Source organism: Paracoccus sp. (in: a-proteobacteria) (assembly GCF_047605025.1).
GTDB lineage: Bacteria > Pseudomonadota > Alphaproteobacteria > Rhodobacterales > Rhodobacteraceae > Paracoccus.
The window spans coordinates 84,951-99,493 of the sequence record NZ_JASGGO010000007.1; the positions used below are offsets into that span (position 1 = coordinate 84,951).

Here is a 14,543-nt window from a genome sequence, read left to right on the forward strand (position 1 = left end):
TACGCTCAACCGCGACCCTGGGCGTCCAGCATCATGCGCAGCATGCGCTCCTCGGATTCTTCGTCCACGGGCTTGGGACGGTCGATCTCGGCACCCAGAAGCAGAGCCATCGCGTCCTCTTCCGGCTCGTCGACCTCGATCTGGGTCTGGGTCGCCTCGATCATGCGCTCGCGCAGTTCGTCCACGGGCTGGGTCTCATCGGCGATCTCGCGCAGCGACACGACCGGGTTCTTGTCATTGTCGCGGTCCACGGTCAGCGGGCTGCCGGCCGCGATTTCGCGGGCGCGATGGGCCGCCAGCATCACCAGATCGAAACGGTTCGGAACCTTGTCGACGCAATCTTCGACTGTCACGCGGGCCATAGGTCACCTTTGGTTGGGAATCAGAATGCATGGCAAGGCCGGATAGATCGGCAATCGCCAGACAAATGTCAAGAAGTTGCCGGCCTAATACCCCGCATTGCGGTCGCAGGCAAGTCCGCAAGCATCTGCGCCACGCTGCGCCCCAGCCGCGGATGAACCCAGGCAGGGGCCACCTCGGCCAGGGGCGCCAGCACGAAGCCGCGATCCTGCATCCTCGGATGGGGCAGGATCAGTTGCTCCGGCGCCAGCCGGGCCTGCGCCTCGGGCGGCAGGGCGCGCCAATGTTCATGAGTGGCCGGATCGGGCAGCACCGCATCGCCCCAGGCGATCAGATCCAGGTCCAACCCGCGCGGCTGCCAGCGCCCACCATCGCGCACGCGCCCGAACCGCGCCTCGATCCGGTGCAAAAGCGCCAACAATTCTACCGGCATCAGCCTTGTTTTCGCGGCCAGCGCAGCATTAATATAGTCGGGACCGCTACCCAAGGGCCATGCGGGCGTAGACCATAGGCGGCTAACGGCCATTATCGTGATTTCAGGCAAATTTGCAAGATGCCGCAAGGCGCTGCGCAGCCCGTCCTGCGGCGAACCTGCCGAACTCGGCAGGTTTCCGCCAAGAGCGATCAGGGCTAGTGTCGGGCTTGATAATGACTGATCATTCATAACGAGGGTATCGTGTTCTACAAAGACGACCGGCTGGCATTGTTCATCGACGGGTCGAATCTCTACGCCGCCGCGAAGTCACTGGGCTTCGATATCGACTACAAGTTGCTGCGGCAAGAATTCGAACGGCGCGGCAAGCTGATCCGGGCCTATTATTACACCGCGCTCCTTGAGAACGAGGATTACTCTCCCATCCGGCCTCTGGTCGACTGGCTGCATTACAACGGCTTTTCGATGGTGACCAAGCCGGCGCGCGAATACACCGACAGCATGGGCCGGCGGAAGGTCAAGGGTAACATGGATGTCGAACTTGTGGTAAACGCGATGGAGCTTGCCACGCGCCTGGACCATGCGGTCCTGTTCTCGGGCGATGGCGATTTCCGCCCCTTGGTCGAGGCGCTGCAACGCCAGGGCGTGCGCGTCTCGGTGGTCTCGACCATGCGCAGCCAGCCGCCGATGATCGCGGACGAACTGCGCCGCCAAGCCGACAACTTCATCGAACTGGACGCGCTGCGCGACATCATCGGCCGCCCCCCGCGCGAACATGCGCCGGCGGTGGAAAGCTGACCCGTGCCAGCCAAATGCCCGCGCCAGCCCTGAATGGCAGGCGGCATCATTAGGAACCCGACGTGAGCTTGACCCCGATCTTCAGCCCCGGCTTCACCCCCCGGCATGACAGCGCGGTCATCGTCGCCTGCGATGCCAATTACCTGCCCTATGCCGCCGCCCCCGCCCTGGCCATGGCGGCGGCGGGCCATGCGCATGACGTGCTGATCGGCGGCCCCGAGCAGGTCCCCCTGCCGCCCGCGCTAAGCCAGGCCGGGATCGGCCATGTCGCGGCGCGGGACGAAACGCTTCTGGACGCCCTGCCTCTGGATGCGCGCCGCTCGCTCGCGACCTATATGGAATTGTTTCTGGGCAATGCGCTGCGCGGCCATTACCGGCGCATCCTGGTGATCGACGCGGATACCCTTTACGAGCGCGGCGATCCCGCCCGGCTGATGGCGGCGGACATGCTGGGCCGCGCGGTGGCGGCGGTGCGCGACAATCGCCAATGGCGCACACCGACACGAAAGGTCGGCGAGTTCAAGGCCCTGGGCGAACCCGCCCATCCCTATTTCAACGCCGGCGTGGTGATGATCGACACCCAGGCGTTCCACCAGCAGGATCTGCCCGCCCGCACCACCGATTTCGCGCGCCGCCATCTGGCCGGGCTGGGCCGCGACCAGGCACTGATGAATGGCAGCCTCAAGGGCGACTGGGCCGAGATCAGCCCGCTCTGGAACTGGCAATTCACCAGCGCCTCGGCGCATCTGACGGCGATGGCCGATCCCTGCCTGATCCATTTCATCGGCACGCGAAAGCCTTGGCTCGACAGCTCCAAGGGGATCGTGCCCATGCGCCTGCGCGAAGGGTTCGGCCGGATTCTGCGCCAACACTTCCCCGAGGCGCCCCAGGTCTCGCATTCCGGGGACCGCCACTGGCCCGAGGCCGGCGCACTGCGCACCGCGCTTTTCCGGCAATGGCGCGCGGCGGGACCGATGCTGCGCTATCTCAACCGCTTCCCCGACCCATACACCCTGACAGATCCGCGCGCCTGATCGCCCCCCCACCGGACGCGCGCGGCAACGACGAAAAATACCGCGCCTCTCTCTGTTCAAGGCTGATCGCTGCTCAAAGCCAGGGCCGATACACCCAAAACGATGCGCGGCCGTGACGGGCGCGCTTTCCCTTTCCTGTCAAGAAGCCCCTTCCGGGACGCGGATCAGACAATCCCCGCATGCTGCCCCGCCACCGCCAAGCCCAGGCGGGCGATGGCGCGCCACATCAGCCTCAGGAACTGAATGAAGCAGATGCGCAAGCCGCCAGCCCCAGGCTGATCGCCCGATACGCCGACGCGGTTTCGGGATCATCGCGGTCTCAAGCTCCACGCGCCACGGACAGCGATCACGCCCCCGGCATCGCGCCGAAGCTCTTGCGGCGCGGATCACACCAGGAAGATCGGGCGAAGGCCGGGCCATCTGGCGATCATCCTCTGCCCGTTCACACAACCCTCATGGCATGGAGCATCAGCAGGAACCGGCGCTCCGAACACCGATCATGCCGCAGATTCGGCACGCGCCGCGCCCGCGCTTTTCAGGTCCAACCGGCTTCATGGCTCTTTACCGCCGCCCCGGCCATTCGCGGCGGCAAATCACCGTTTCCCGATTACGGAATCACGCGCCTACCCAGGTGGATCTTCGCTTTTCAAATACCCATTCCGCCCACCTCTCGCCCCTCAGCGTTCGGTCAGCTTCAACTCGATGCGGCGGTTCTGGGCCATGGCCTCGGGGGTGGTGCCCTGGGTCACGGGCCGGGTATCGGCAAAGCCCGCCGGCAGCAGGCGATTCGCCGGAAAGCCCAGATCGTCCACCATATAGCGCACCACCGACAAGGCCCGCGCCTGGCTCAACTCGCGATTGTCGCGATAACGGCCCTGGCCGGAAAGCGGCTGACTGTCGGTATGACCATCGACGCGGATGATCCAGTCGATCTCGGGCGGGATCTCTCCGGCGATCTGCTTCAGCGTCTCGGTCACGCGGGCGATCTGGGCTTTGCCCTCGGCCGAAAGCGTGGCTTCCCCCACCGGAAACAACACCTCGGAACTCAGCGCGAAGCGGTCGCCCACCACGCGCACGCCCTCGCGCCCGGCCAGGATCTGCGACAGCCGGCCGAAGAATTCCGAGCGATAACGGCTCAGGTCCCGCGCCTCGGCCTCGGCACGGCTGCGGGCCTCCTCCTCAAGCGCGCGGCGCTGACGCTCTTCCTCGGCGGCGCGGACAAGCGCCACGTTCAACTGCCGGCCCAGATCCTCGACCTGCGCGTCGGCCTCCTGCTTGTCGGTCGCGGCGGTCTGCAAGACGGCCTGCAAGCTGCCAAGCTGGTCGTTCAAATGCCGCACCTGCTGGTTCAGCAGCGTGACCCGGCGCTGATCCTCGGACGAAAGCGCGTCCTGGCGCGAAAGCTTCTGCTGCGCCAGGGCCAGCAGACCCGCCTGACGCTGCGCTTCACCCGCCTGAGCCTCAAGCTTGCCGCCAAGATCGTCGCGCGCGGCCTCGGCCGCGGCCAGCAGCGTCAGCGTCTCCTCGGCCTTCTTGCGCTGCGCCTCCAGCGCCAGGTTCGCGGCGGAAAGCGCGGCACCCGACTTCTCCAGCCGCTCCTGCAAGGCCAGGGCGGCGGCGCCATCGGCCAGGCGGGCAGCCTCTGCCTCGGAAAGTCGCGCCTGCGTTTCGGCCAGGTTGGTCCCGGCCTCGGCATTGCGCTGGCGCAGATCCGCGACCAGCGCCTCCAGCGCCTCGCGCCGGGCGGCGGCCAGCCGGGCCTGCTCGGCCTGGGCGTCGATTTCGGTGCGGGCCTGGGCGATGGCAGCCTGAGCCGCAAGTTCGCGCCGCCGGGCATCGGCCAGGTCCGTGCTTAGCCCGTCGGCCCGGCTTTGCGAGGTCGCCAGCGTCTCGGTCAGCGTCGCCACCCGCGCGCTCAGGTCGCTCAACTGGCTGTCCTTGCCCGCGATCTCGTCGCCCAGTTGCCGCAACTGGCTGTCCTGCGTCGTGATTCTTTCGCGCAGCACGGTTTGCAGCACCATAAAGATGGTCAGCGCGAAGATCAGCACCAGAAGCAGTGTCGAAAGCGCGTCGACGAAGCCCGGCCAGACATTGGCCGAGAAACGTTCCCGCCCGTTGCGGCTAAGCCCCATGCCGCGCCTCCAGCGCGCGGATGGCGCGGGTCAGCGCCGCCAGATCCTCGCGCAGTTCCGAGATCAGCCCGTCGCGGCTGGCGGCGCTTTCCTCGACCAGCCGGCCAAGCTGCACGTCGATCGAGCGCAGCCGCATCCGCGCCTCGGGATCGTCCTGGGCGGCCGGCGCCGCACCCATGGGGCGGACCTCGGGACGCGATTCGGCCAGCTCGACCAGCCGCGCCTGCCCCTCGGCCAGCCGGCCCAGGCCGCGATTCAGCGCCGCGATCTGGGCGCCGTCGCCCTGCGGCTGATCGGCCATCAGGGCCAGACGATTCTGGCCCTCGGTGATCCGGGCCAGCGCCAGGGTAAATTCCTCGGGCAGCGTCACCGGGGTCCGGGCCTGTGCCGCCAGATGCTCTTGCCCCTGCGCCACGCGGTCCAGCGCGGCCAGCATCGCCGGATCGGACTGCGGCGCCCGTTCCTGTCCCTGGGCCAGCCGCTCCAGCGCGGTCAGCACCGGAGCATCGTCCCGCGCCGCCAGCCCTGCGGCGATCCGCTCGATTCCCGCGACCAACTGCCGCTGCGCCTCGCCATGGACGCGGCCCTCCTCGACCAGATGCGAGGTCAGCCGGTCACGATCCACGCCCAGAAGATCCACCAGCCGGCTGACCTGATCGGCCAGCGCCAGCGAGCGGGCATCCGCCTCGCTCGCCTCCTCGTCGCGCAGAAGATCGCGCTCGGCATAATAATCCTGAAGCGCCGCCATCCGCGCGCCGATGCCCTGGACGAATTCCGCCAGCGCCCCGGCGTCCAGCCCCCCCTCGCCCGAGGCGATGCCGACACGGGTAAAGCCCGACAGCCATTCCTCAAGCTCGCGGTAAAAGCGGTTCTGGCCATGGCTCGCGAAAAGCTCCAGCAGACCCACGACCAGCGATCCCGCCAGCCCCAGAAGCGAACTGGAAAAAGCCGTTGCCATGCCGCCAAGCTGGGTTTCCAGACCGTGCATCAGCTTGTCGAAGACATCGACGCCGCTTTCGCCCTGATCCGGGGCCAGGGTGCGGATCGTTTCCACGATGGCGGGCACGGTGGTCGCCAGCCCGTAGAAAGTGCCAAGAAGCCCAAGGAAGATCAGCAGGTTAGCCAGATACCGGGTGATGTCGCGGGCCTCGTCGATGCGCGTCGCGACCGAATCCTGGATCGAGCGCGCCTGCTCGGTCGAGATCACCCCCGCCAAAGGCCCGCGCAGTCCCAGCATGTTCGCCAAGGGCGCCAGCAGGCGCGGCGCCACATCGGGCGCGGGGCGGTCCCCCGGCCCATAGCCGAAGCGGCCCGCCGCATAACGCTCGATCCAACTGACCGAGCGCATGAGCTGGCCCACCTGCCAGAAACAGGTCAGCACGCCCAGGCCGAAAACCACAAGAATCGCTCCGTTCAGCAGCGGATTCGCGGCAAAGATCGGCAGGATCCGGGCATAGGCGAACCAGGCTCCCGTCACCACCAGCACCAGAACCGCCAGCATCAGCACGACCTGCCGCACCGGCTGCGAGAATTGCGGCTCGGTCGGATCAGTCAGACCCGATCCCGGCCCGCCGCGATGCGCCTCCAACCGGGCGGCCCTGCCCTTGCGCGGCGCATCCTCCGCGGGATCAGAGAGCATATCGCCCGGCAGATCCTTTTCCGGCTTGTCGGTCTGGGCTGGCGGCAATTCGGACTCTCCCGTTCGGTTATCGCAAGCCGAGTTTAGAGCCATGCCCGCCTGATGCAAGAAGATCGCAGGCATTTGCCGCGAATGGGCTGATCGCCACCGCCTTTGCCCGCGCGCGAAAGGTCAGCCCCGCCCCGGACCGGCGATCAGAGCGCGCACCCGCCGTTCAAGATCGTGCAGGTCCAGATCCTCGATCCCCAGTTCGGCCAGCATGCTCGCGGTATTGAAAAGATAGTCGTAATTCGGCCCGCGCCCACCCGAGGCCCGCGCGATGATCCCGGCCTGCCGCGCCAGGTCCATCCGGCCGGCATATTGCTCATGCTCGGGACGGATGACATAGGCCGTGGCCAGCACCTGCCGCCCGTCCGACAGCACCAGCGGCAATATCCGCTCTTCATATGCCTGGGTCGTCAACTCGCGCGCGCGCAGGCCCGCCAGCGCCTCGGGCCAGTCCTGGGCCGCGACGCGCAGCGCCAGGCCCTGGCAATGCGCCTCCGGCTCGGCATCCAGGCCCAACACCAGCCCCGGCGCCTCGCGCGTGCCGCGATAGACGACCGAAAGCAGGCAGAAGCGGCGGGCAAAGCCGTCCAGCCGCGCCGGAACCGATTCCGCCACGACAAATCCGGGATCCCACAGCAGCGAGCCATAGGCAAAGACCCAATATTCGGATTCGTTCACGCTTTTTTCAGTCATCACGGTTTATCTTCGGCCCGATCTTTCGCTTGCCCGATTGTTAGGACAGGATGGCGCGCAATCCAAGCCGGCCCATGCGCCCCTCAAGACCGGAGCCACCAAATGCCCAGGCTGATCGCCGCCCTGATCCTTCTGGCGCTGGGGATCGCCGGGCTTTGGCTGGGGGCCGAGACGCTGCTGGCGCGGCAGATCCGCGACCTTTCGGCGGCGGGCGCGGGCTTTCACGCGGGTGGCACGGCGCCGCTGCGCCGGACCGACCGGATCGGGGTGGCCTTGACGGATGTGGCGGTCAAGACGCCCCTGGGGGTGATCGCCGCGCCCCAGGCGCAGCTTTTCCTGCGCCCGATGTCGCCCACCACCCTGCTGCTGGACCTGCCGCCCCAGATCAGCCTTGATCAGGGCAACGGCCCGCAACCGCTGACGCTTAGCGATCCCCGGATCCAGGTCAGGCTGCGGCTGATGTCCCGCCTCGCACCTGACCGGCTGCATGTCTCATCGGGGGCGATGACGCTGGCGGGCCTGCCGCTGGCGCGGTCACTGACACTGGACGCGGTGATGGTGCCGCTGGGCGGGGATGCGCCCCATGGCAGCGGCTCGGCCTATGAGATGGCGCTGGACCTGACGGGGATCGAGCCCGCGCCCCTGCCCCCCCTGGCTCAAGCGATGGCGGCGCTGGGGATCGCGGGCCAGGGCGCGGCTTCGGCGCAAGCAAGGCTCTGGCTGGACCGCGCCGCCACGCCCGCCGCCATCGCCACGGCCCAGCCGCGCCTGACCGGCCTGCGAATCGACCACGGCCAGCTCTCTCTGGGTGGTCTGAACACGCGAATCGCGGCCTATCTGCGGCCCGACGCGGCGGGCCTCGCCCAGGGGGCGCTGGCGGTCTATACAAGCGATGCCGACCGGATGCTGGATGCGGCCGCCGTCGCGGGCTGGATCCCTGAAGGCGTGGTCAAGCTGACGGGCACCATGCTGCGCGGCCTCTCGGGCATGCCCCTGCCCGGCGAGGCCGAGGCCGCCGATCCCGGCCAGCCCCATCCGATGACCTGGCCCAAGATCCAGGCGGGCGAGGTCCGGCTGCCGATCCTCTTCTCGCAGGGGCGCACAAGCCTTGGCCCGCTGAGGATCGGTCCCGCTCCCGTTCTGGCCCCCGTTCTGGCGCCGCCGCGCTAGCCCGCGCTCTCGGCCTTCTCGGGATGGGCGCGGCCGAAATCCGGGGCCGAGGTATCCTGCCCCGCCTCGATGATGCCGCGCCGGATCGCGCGGGTACGGGTGAAGTAATCGTGCAGATGCGCGCCGTCGCCCATGCGGATCGCACGTTGCAGCACGAACAGTTCCTCGGTGAAGCGGCCCAGAATGTCCAGAACCGCATCCTTGTTTTGCAGGAACACGTCGCGCCACATCGTCGGGTCCGAGGCCGCGATGCGGGTGAAATCCCGGAAACCGGCGGCGGAATATTGCACCACCTCGCTCTCGGTCACGCGCTTCAGATGGTCGGCGACGCCCACCATCGTATAGGCGATCAGATGCGGCGTATGGCTGGTGACAGCCAGGACAAGATCGTGATGCGCCGCATCCATCCGGTCGGTCTTGGCTCCGAAAGCGCGGATCAGCCCGTCAAGGCGCCGGAACGCCGCCTCATCCGTGCCCTCGACCGGGGTGAACAACCACCAGCGGTTCTGAAAAAGCGAGGCGAACCCCGAACGCGGCCCCGAATGCTCGGTCCCGGCCAGGGGATGGCCCGGAATGAAATGCACGCCCTCGGGCAGATGCGGCGCCACCGCCTGCACCACGGCCTGCTTGACCGATCCCACATCCGTCACCGTCGCACCCGGCGCCAGATGCGGCGCGATCTCGGCCGCGACATCGCCCATCGCGCCCACCGGCACGGCCAGAACCACCAGGTCTGCGCCCCGAACCGCCTCCGCCGCCGTCTCGCAGACCCGGTCGACCAGCCCGATCTCCAGCGCGACCGCCCGCGTCCCGGCCGAACGTGCATGGCCCACGATCTCGCCCGCCAGGCCCCCGGCGCGCATCGCCAGCGCCATCGAACCGGCGATCAGGCCAAGCCCGATCAGGGCGACCCGCTGATAGGCCACGCTCACGCGGCACCCGCGCGCTTGGCCATGAACCGGCCGATGACATGGGCCACGCGCCGGCACGAGGCTTCGTCGCCCACCGTGATGCGCAGGCAATGCGGCAGGCCATAGCCCGCCACCTGGCGCACGATCAGCCCTTCGGATTTCAGCGCCGCGTCGCAGGCCGAGGCCACCCCCTCGTCGGCAAAGCGCGCCAGGATGAAATTCGCGCAGGAACTGTCCGAGGGCACGCCCTTCTCGGCCAGGGCCTCGGCCAGCCAGGCGCGCATCCGGGTATTCTCGGCCCGGCAGCGGGCAACGTGGTCACGGTCGCGCATGGCGGCCTCGGCGGCCTCCAGCGCCGCGTTCGACAGGTTGAAGGGGCCACGGATGCGGTTCAGCACGTCGATGATCGCGCGCGGGCCATAACCCCAGCCGATGCGCAATCCACCCAGCCCGTAGATCTTCGAGAAGGTCCGCGTCATCACCACATTCGGCAATCGCGTCGCCAGATCCGCGCCGCCATCGTAATCCCCGACATATTCCGCATAGGCCGCGTCCACCACCAGGATCGCCTGCGGCACGGCGCGGGCCAGCCGCTCAAGCTCGGGCAGGCCGATCATGGTCCCGGTCGGGTTGTTCGGATTGGCGACAAAGACCAGCCGCGTGCGCTCGGTCGCGGCGCCGATCAGTGCGTCTATATCCGTCACCCGCTCGCGCTCGGGGACCGAGACCGGGGTGGCCCCCGCCGCCTGGGCGCTGATGCGATACATCAGAAAGCCATGCTCGGTGAACAACACCTCGGTCCCCGGCCCGGCATAGGCCTGGCACAGGAAATGGATGATCTCGTCCGAGCCGACGCCGCAGATGATGCGGTCGGAATCCAGCCCATGCACCTCGCCGATGGCGGCGCGCAAGCTCGCGTGATCGGTATTCGGATAGCGGTGCAGACTGTGAGCGGCCCGCACCAGCGCCTCGCGCGCCCGGTCCGACGGCCCGAACGGGTTCTCGTTCGAGGACAGCTTCACCACGTTCTCGATCCCCGCCACCTTGGCGCCGCCCCCCTGGTAAAGGGCGATCTCCATGATGCCGGGCTGCGGGGCGATGACGGTTTCATTCTGCGACATATCGGGCCTCTTGCAAGCCCGCATGTCTTAGCTCCGGCCGCCCGCATTGGAAAGGCTTCTTGCACCAGGCCCGGCAGCGCGCCGCCCCGCTTCTTCGTTTCCCAAATACCCATGCGGCGGCGCCGTCACTCGGCCGCCGTCACTCGGCCGCGCGCGCCTTTTCCAACTGGGGCAGGAACCGCAGCCGGTAATCGTCCCCGACCAGCGGCCCGGCATGGCGGTAAAGGATGCGCCCCGCGCCGTCGATGATGAAAGTCTCGGGGGGGGCGGTCACGCCCCAGTCGATGGCGGTGCGTCCGCGCGGATCGACGGCCAGCGCCCTGAAGGGATCGCCATGCTCGTCCAGGAACCGCGCGGCGCTGGCCGGAGGGTCCTTCAGGTCTATGCCATAGACCGGCAGCTCGCGCGAAAGCGCCATCAGCGTCGGATGCTCGGCCCGGCAGGGCGGGCACCAGCTCGCCCAGAAATTCACCAGCTTCAGCCCCGGCTCGCGCAGCATCGCATCACTCAGCGGCACCTTGCCCGGCAGCGTCCCGGTGCCGATCTCCGGCGCCTCGTGCCCGGCGATGGCCGAGGGCACACCCCCCGGATCGTCGCGCAAAAGCGCCCAGCCCGCCATCCCGGCAAAGCCCGCGAAAACCGTCAGCGGCAGCAGCATCAGAGCCGGAAACCTAGCCATGGCGTTCATGCTCCTCCAGCGCGGCGCGGGCCTTGCGGCTGGCGCGGATGGTCTGGACCACGATCCCCGCCAGCAGCGCCAGCCCGACCGCATAGGCCGAAAGCACCGTGCCTGCATATTTCCCCAGCTCGATCATGCGCGATTCTCGCGCGCCAGCAGGGCGGCCAGACGGCGGCGGCGGATCTCGGTCCGGGTCCGTGCCAGCACCAGCGCCAGGAACAGCAGCAGGAAACCCAGCATGGAAAGATACAGCGGATATCTATAGACCGCCGCCATCCTCTCGCCCGGCGCCAGCGACAGCGAGGCGCCCTGATGCAGCCCCTGGTTCCAGAAATTCACCGCATAGCGCGACAAAAGCGCGAAGACCGAGCCGACCAGGCAAAGTATCCCGGTCAGATCGGCGGCACTGTCAGCATCCTCGACCGCCGCCCATAGCGCGATATAGCCCAGATAGAACAGGAACAGAATCAGGAACGAGGTCAGGCGCGGATCCCATTCCCACCAGGTGCCCCACATCGGCTGTCCCCAGATCGCCCCGGTCACCAGCGCGATCGCCGTCATCACCGCCCCCACGGGCGCGGCGGCCCTGGCGACCAGCGCGCTGACGTGATGGCGCCGCACAAGCCAGATCAGCGAGGCCGCCAGCATCATCAGCCAGCCGTTGATCGCCATCAGCGCCGCCGGCACATGCAGGAAGATGATCTTGACCGTCGCGCCCTGCCGGTAATCGGGCGGGGTCAGAAAGCCCCAGGCCAGCCCGCCCAGGCAGCACAGCGCCGCACCGCCCGCCAGCCAGGGCAGCGTCGCGCCCGAGACGCGCATGAACTTGGCAGGGTTGGCATAGTCCCAGATCGACATGGCTTCTCCCTAGCTTGAAGTTCGGCCCCGCTCAACCACTCAGCGCAGGTTGGCGCGCAAGGCCGCGGCCCCGGCAAAGGGCATGGCGCCCAGAACCCCCAGGCCGATCCCGGCCAGCAGGACCAGGGGCCTGCCCGCATCCCCGCCCATGGCGCCGCGCCGCACCGCCTCGGCGCCGAAGATCAGGACCGGCACATAAAGCGGCAGCACCAGCAGCGAAAGCAACAGCCCCCCTCGGCGCAGCCCCACCGTCACCGCCGCGCCGAAAGCCCCCAGCATCGACAGCGCGGGCGTCCCCAAGGCCAGCGAGGCGACCAGCCAGGGATAGGCCGCTCCGGGCAGATGCAGCAGCACCCCAAGCAGCGGCGCGAAGATCACCAGCGGCAGGCCGGTCGTCAGCCAATGCGCCAGCGCCTTGATCGCGACCACCCCCTCCAGGGGCAGGGGCGCGGTGGCCAGCAGATCCAGGCTGCCATCCTCGTGGTCCAGGGCGAAGATGCGATCCAGCGACAGAAGGCAGGCCAGCAGCGCCCCGACCCACAGGATGCCCGGCGCGATGCGGGCCAGCACGGCGCCCTCGGGTCCGACGCCGAAGGGAACCAGCAGGCAGAGGATCAGGAAGAACGCCAGCGCCAGCCCGAACCCACCCCCCGCCCGAACCGCCAGCCGCAGATCGCGCAGCAAAAGCGCCTTCATGCGAAAGCCTCGTTGAAGCCGGCGGGGCGGCCGGCGGCCCTGGGGCGGGCGCGGAAAGGGGTCAGATCCAGGACGGGCGCATCCAGGCCCAGATCCGCATGGGTGACGACGACCGCCGCGCCCCCTCGCGCCAGATGTTCCCGCAGCATGGCCGCGAACAGCGCGACCGAGGCCGCGTCCAAAGAAACCGTCGGCTCGTCCAGAAGCCAGATCGGGCGGCGCGCGACCATCAGCCGCGCAAGCCCCAGCCGCCGCCGCTGCCCCGCCGAAAGCATGCCCGCCGGGCGGTCGGCCAGCGCCGCCAGATTCATCGCCGCAAGCGCGGGCGCCAGGGCCGCGCCGCCAAAGACCTCGGCCCAGAAGCGCAGGTTCTCGGCCACGGTCAGCGCGGGCTTCACCCCGTCGGCATGGGCGGCATAGGTCATGCTTTCGGGGGCGTGGATCACCTCGCCCCCGGCCAGGGGCTGCAACCCCGCCAGAGCGCGCAGCAGCGTGGTCTTGCCCAGGCCGTTCGGCCCGCGCAGGATCAGCGCCTGCCCGGCCCCGATATCGAAGGAAACCCCTTCCAGAACGCGCAACCCGCCCCGCGCCACGGCCAGGTCGCGGGCGGCAAGCAGCGTCATAGGGGCAGAAGCGCGCAGGCCACCCTGCGCCCCTCGGACAGGGTGACGTTATAGCTGCGCGCGGCCGAGGGCGAGCTCATGCTTTCGACCATGATCCCGGCCTGTTCCAGCGCCGCCGCCAGATCGCGGGGCGGAAAGGCAGGATCGGCGCCCATGCCCAGAAACAGCACATCGACCTGTCCGGCAAGCGCCAGCAGGGCCGTCCGCTCGTCCAACCCTGCCCAGGGGATCACCCCGCCGGGGGTCACGATCACCGCGCCGCGATGGACCTGCCCGCCGATGCGGAAGAAGCCGGGGCCGTAGCCGTCCACCGGCATGCCGCCCAGAAACTCGGTCGGCGTCATCATGGCCATCAGGGCGCATCCCGGAAGGCGGCGGGAATGTCGTCCAGGGGCGATTTCTCCTGCTTCTCGCCGGGTTTGGTCCAGTCACGCTTCACGCCCAGCCACAGCACGATGTTCTTGGCGACATAGACCGTGGAATAAGCGCCGACGAACACGCCCCAAAGCATGGCGAAGACAAAGCCCCGGATCACGTCGCCGCCGAAGACATACATCGCCCCCAGCGCCAGCGCGGTGGTCATGGCGGTCATCACCGTGCGCGACAGGGTCTCGTTCACCGTCAGGTTCATCACGTCGATCAGTGGCATGGTCTTGAACTTGATCAGGTTCTCGCGCAGGCGGTCGAAGACCACCACCGTGTCGTTCACCGAATAGCCCAGCGTCGTCAGCAGCGCCGCGATGGTCGTCAGGTCGAACTTCAGCTGAAACAGCGCGAAGACCCCCACCGTCAGCAGCACGTCATGCAGGATCGAGACCACGGCCCCGATGGCGAACTGCCATTCGAAGCGCAGCCAGATATAGAACATGATCGCCACCGATGCCGCGCCCACCGCATAGAAGGCGGTCTTGATCAATTCGCCCGAAACCTTCGGACCGACCGATTCCACGGCGGCGAAGCGCACCTGCGGATCGACCTCCTTCAGCGCGGCCTCGACCTTGTTCAACTCGGCCGGCGTGACCGAGCCTGTGTCGTCGGTGGTGCCGATGCGGATCATGGCGACATGCCGGTCGGCGCCGAAAGTCGGGTCGAAGACCTCGGTGATCGACAGGTCGCCCAGGTCCAGCTTCTCGATCGCCTGGCGATAATCGCCCACCTCGAACGCGGTCGAGCTTTCGGTGCGGATCGTGGTGCCGCCCTTGAAGTCGATGCCGAAGTTCAGCCCCATGACCAGCGTGACCACGACCGAGGCGATCATGGCCACCGCCGAGACGCCGAAGGTCAGCCATTGCCAGCGGAAGAAGTTGAAATGCGTCTCGTCAGGAACAAGTTTCAGACGGAATGCCAT

The 14,543-nt window shown here is 68.1% G+C and carries 17 protein-coding genes; 3 read left to right on the forward strand and 14 right to left on the reverse strand.

The features are described 5' to 3' along the window. Positions 1-5: 5 nt before the first annotated feature. Entirely contained in the window at positions 6-362 is a 357-nt protein-coding gene (gene rpoZ, locus QM682_RS06060; protein ID WP_415128043.1) for a DNA-directed RNA polymerase subunit omega, read from the reverse strand. Positions 363-430: 68 nt separating this feature from the next. Next, positions 431-1,024, reverse strand: coding sequence for a 2-amino-4-hydroxy-6-hydroxymethyldihydropteridine diphosphokinase (gene folK, locus QM682_RS06065; RefSeq protein ID WP_415128044.1), 594 nt, complete (start codon positions 1,022-1,024; stop codon positions 431-433). Between the two features lie 12 nt (positions 1,025-1,036). Here folK and QM682_RS06070 point away from each other — a divergent pair, with 12 nt between their 5' ends. Together QM682_RS06070 and QM682_RS06075 are read left to right on the forward strand one after the other, a co-directional pair. Continuing rightward, on the forward strand, positions 1,037-1,591 hold the full coding sequence (locus QM682_RS06070; protein ID WP_415128045.1) for an NYN domain-containing protein: 555 nt from the start codon (positions 1,037-1,039) through the stop codon (positions 1,589-1,591). Between the two features lie 62 nt (positions 1,592-1,653). Continuing rightward, positions 1,654-2,625, forward strand: a complete 972-nt coding sequence (locus tag QM682_RS06075) for a glycosyltransferase family 8 protein (protein ID WP_415128046.1) — start codon at positions 1,654-1,656, stop codon at positions 2,623-2,625. A gap of 677 nt (positions 2,626-3,302) precedes the next feature. Here the strand turns inward: QM682_RS06075 and QM682_RS06080 are convergent. The 3 genes from QM682_RS06080 to QM682_RS06090 all read right to left on the reverse strand — a co-directional run bounded on the left by QM682_RS06080 (position 3,303) and on the right by QM682_RS06090 (position 7,137). After that, on the reverse strand, positions 3,303-4,757 hold the full coding sequence (locus tag QM682_RS06080; protein WP_415128047.1) for a peptidoglycan -binding protein: 1,455 nt from the start codon (positions 4,755-4,757) through the stop codon (positions 3,303-3,305). After that, the gene (locus QM682_RS06085; RefSeq protein ID WP_415128048.1) at positions 4,747-6,444 is read right to left on the reverse strand and encodes a hypothetical protein; all 1,698 of its coding nucleotides are present in this window, start codon (positions 6,442-6,444) and stop codon (positions 4,747-4,749) included. The genes QM682_RS06080 and QM682_RS06085 overlap by 11 nt, the downstream gene beginning before the upstream one ends. A gap of 123 nt (positions 6,445-6,567) precedes the next feature. Beyond that, entirely contained in the window at positions 6,568-7,137 is a 570-nt protein-coding gene (locus QM682_RS06090) for a gamma-glutamylcyclotransferase (RefSeq protein WP_415128049.1), read from the reverse strand. A 102-nt stretch (positions 7,138-7,239) separates the two neighbouring features. Here QM682_RS06090 and QM682_RS06095 point away from each other — a divergent pair, with 102 nt between their 5' ends. Next, the gene (locus QM682_RS06095) at positions 7,240-8,307 is read left to right on the forward strand and encodes a DUF2125 domain-containing protein (RefSeq protein ID WP_415128050.1); all 1,068 of its coding nucleotides are present in this window, start codon (positions 7,240-7,242) and stop codon (positions 8,305-8,307) included. Here QM682_RS06095 and QM682_RS06100 read toward each other — a convergent pair. The 9 genes from QM682_RS06100 to secF form a co-directional block, all read right to left on the reverse strand. Continuing rightward, entirely contained in the window at positions 8,304-9,182 is an 879-nt protein-coding gene (locus QM682_RS06100; RefSeq protein WP_415128085.1) for a prephenate/arogenate dehydrogenase family protein, read from the reverse strand. The two genes, QM682_RS06095 and QM682_RS06100, sit on opposite strands and share 4 nt — an antisense overlap. A gap of 53 nt (positions 9,183-9,235) precedes the next feature. Further along, positions 9,236-10,339 carry a histidinol-phosphate transaminase gene (gene hisC, locus QM682_RS06105; RefSeq protein WP_415128051.1) on the reverse strand — a complete coding sequence of 368 codons (1,104 nt, stop codon included), beginning with the start codon at positions 10,337-10,339 and terminating at the stop codon, positions 9,236-9,238. A gap of 139 nt (positions 10,340-10,478) precedes the next feature. Beyond that, positions 10,479-11,018, reverse strand: a complete 540-nt coding sequence (locus tag QM682_RS06110) for a DsbE family thiol:disulfide interchange protein (RefSeq protein WP_415128052.1) — start codon at positions 11,016-11,018, stop codon at positions 10,479-10,481. After that, positions 11,011-11,154, reverse strand: a complete 144-nt coding sequence (gene ccmD / locus QM682_RS06115) for a heme exporter protein CcmD (RefSeq protein ID WP_415128053.1) — start codon at positions 11,152-11,154, stop codon at positions 11,011-11,013. The genes QM682_RS06110 and ccmD overlap by 8 nt, the downstream gene beginning before the upstream one ends. Continuing rightward, positions 11,151-11,876, reverse strand: coding sequence for a heme ABC transporter permease (locus QM682_RS06120; RefSeq protein ID WP_415128054.1), 726 nt, complete (start codon positions 11,874-11,876; stop codon positions 11,151-11,153). The genes ccmD and QM682_RS06120 overlap by 4 nt, the downstream gene beginning before the upstream one ends. Before the next feature lie 39 nt (positions 11,877-11,915). Further along, on the reverse strand, positions 11,916-12,572 hold the full coding sequence (ccmB, locus tag QM682_RS06125; RefSeq protein WP_415128055.1) for a heme exporter protein CcmB: 657 nt from the start codon (positions 12,570-12,572) through the stop codon (positions 11,916-11,918). After that, complete coding sequence (ccmA, locus tag QM682_RS06130) at positions 12,569-13,195, reverse strand: heme ABC exporter ATP-binding protein CcmA (protein WP_415128056.1); 627 nt, start codon at positions 13,193-13,195, stop codon at positions 12,569-12,571. The genes ccmB and ccmA overlap by 4 nt, the downstream gene beginning before the upstream one ends. Beyond that, positions 13,192-13,548, reverse strand: coding sequence for an Mth938-like domain-containing protein (locus QM682_RS06135; RefSeq protein WP_415128057.1), 357 nt, complete (start codon positions 13,546-13,548; stop codon positions 13,192-13,194). The genes ccmA and QM682_RS06135 overlap by 4 nt, the downstream gene beginning before the upstream one ends. Further along, positions 13,548-14,543, reverse strand: a complete 996-nt coding sequence (gene secF / locus QM682_RS06140; RefSeq protein WP_415128058.1) for a protein translocase subunit SecF — start codon at positions 14,541-14,543, stop codon at positions 13,548-13,550. Before secF ends, QM682_RS06135 begins: the two co-directional genes overlap by 1 nt.

Bases quoted from the DNA above. Each gene is read 5' to 3' on its own strand.
- secF (WP_415128058.1), bottom strand. From the start codon at position 14,543: ATGGCATTCCGTCTGAAACTTGTTCCTGACGAGACGCATTTCAACTTC.
- hisC (WP_415128051.1), bottom strand. From the start codon at position 10,339: ATGTCGCAGAATGAAACCGTCATCGCCCCGCAGCCCGGCATCATGGAG.
- folK (WP_415128044.1), bottom strand. From the start codon at position 1,024: ATGAATGATCAGTCATTATCAAGCCCGACACTAGCCCTGATCGCTCTT.
- QM682_RS06135 (WP_415128057.1), bottom strand. From the start codon at position 13,548: ATGGCCATGATGACGCCGACCGAGTTTCTGGGCGGCATGCCGGTGGAC.
- QM682_RS06095 (WP_415128050.1), top strand. From the start codon at position 7,240: ATGCCCAGGCTGATCGCCGCCCTGATCCTTCTGGCGCTGGGGATCGCC.
- QM682_RS06090 (WP_415128049.1), bottom strand. From the start codon at position 7,137: ATGACTGAAAAAAGCGTGAACGAATCCGAATATTGGGTCTTTGCCTAT.
- QM682_RS06080 (WP_415128047.1), bottom strand. From the start codon at position 4,757: ATGGGGCTTAGCCGCAACGGGCGGGAACGTTTCTCGGCCAATGTCTGG.
- QM682_RS06100 (WP_415128085.1), bottom strand. From the start codon at position 9,182: ATGGCGCTGGCGATGCGCGCCGGGGGCCTGGCGGGCGAGATCGTGGGC.
- rpoZ (WP_415128043.1), bottom strand. From the start codon at position 362: ATGGCCCGCGTGACAGTCGAAGATTGCGTCGACAAGGTTCCGAACCGT.
- QM682_RS06120 (WP_415128054.1), bottom strand. From the start codon at position 11,876: ATGTCGATCTGGGACTATGCCAACCCTGCCAAGTTCATGCGCGTCTCG.
- ccmB (WP_415128055.1), bottom strand. From the start codon at position 12,572: ATGAAGGCGCTTTTGCTGCGCGATCTGCGGCTGGCGGTTCGGGCGGGG.
- QM682_RS06110 (WP_415128052.1), bottom strand. From the start codon at position 11,018: ATGGCTAGGTTTCCGGCTCTGATGCTGCTGCCGCTGACGGTTTTCGCG.
- ccmA (WP_415128056.1), bottom strand. From the start codon at position 13,195: ATGACGCTGCTTGCCGCCCGCGACCTGGCCGTGGCGCGGGGCGGGTTG.
- ccmD (WP_415128053.1), bottom strand. From the start codon at position 11,154: ATGATCGAGCTGGGGAAATATGCAGGCACGGTGCTTTCGGCCTATGCG.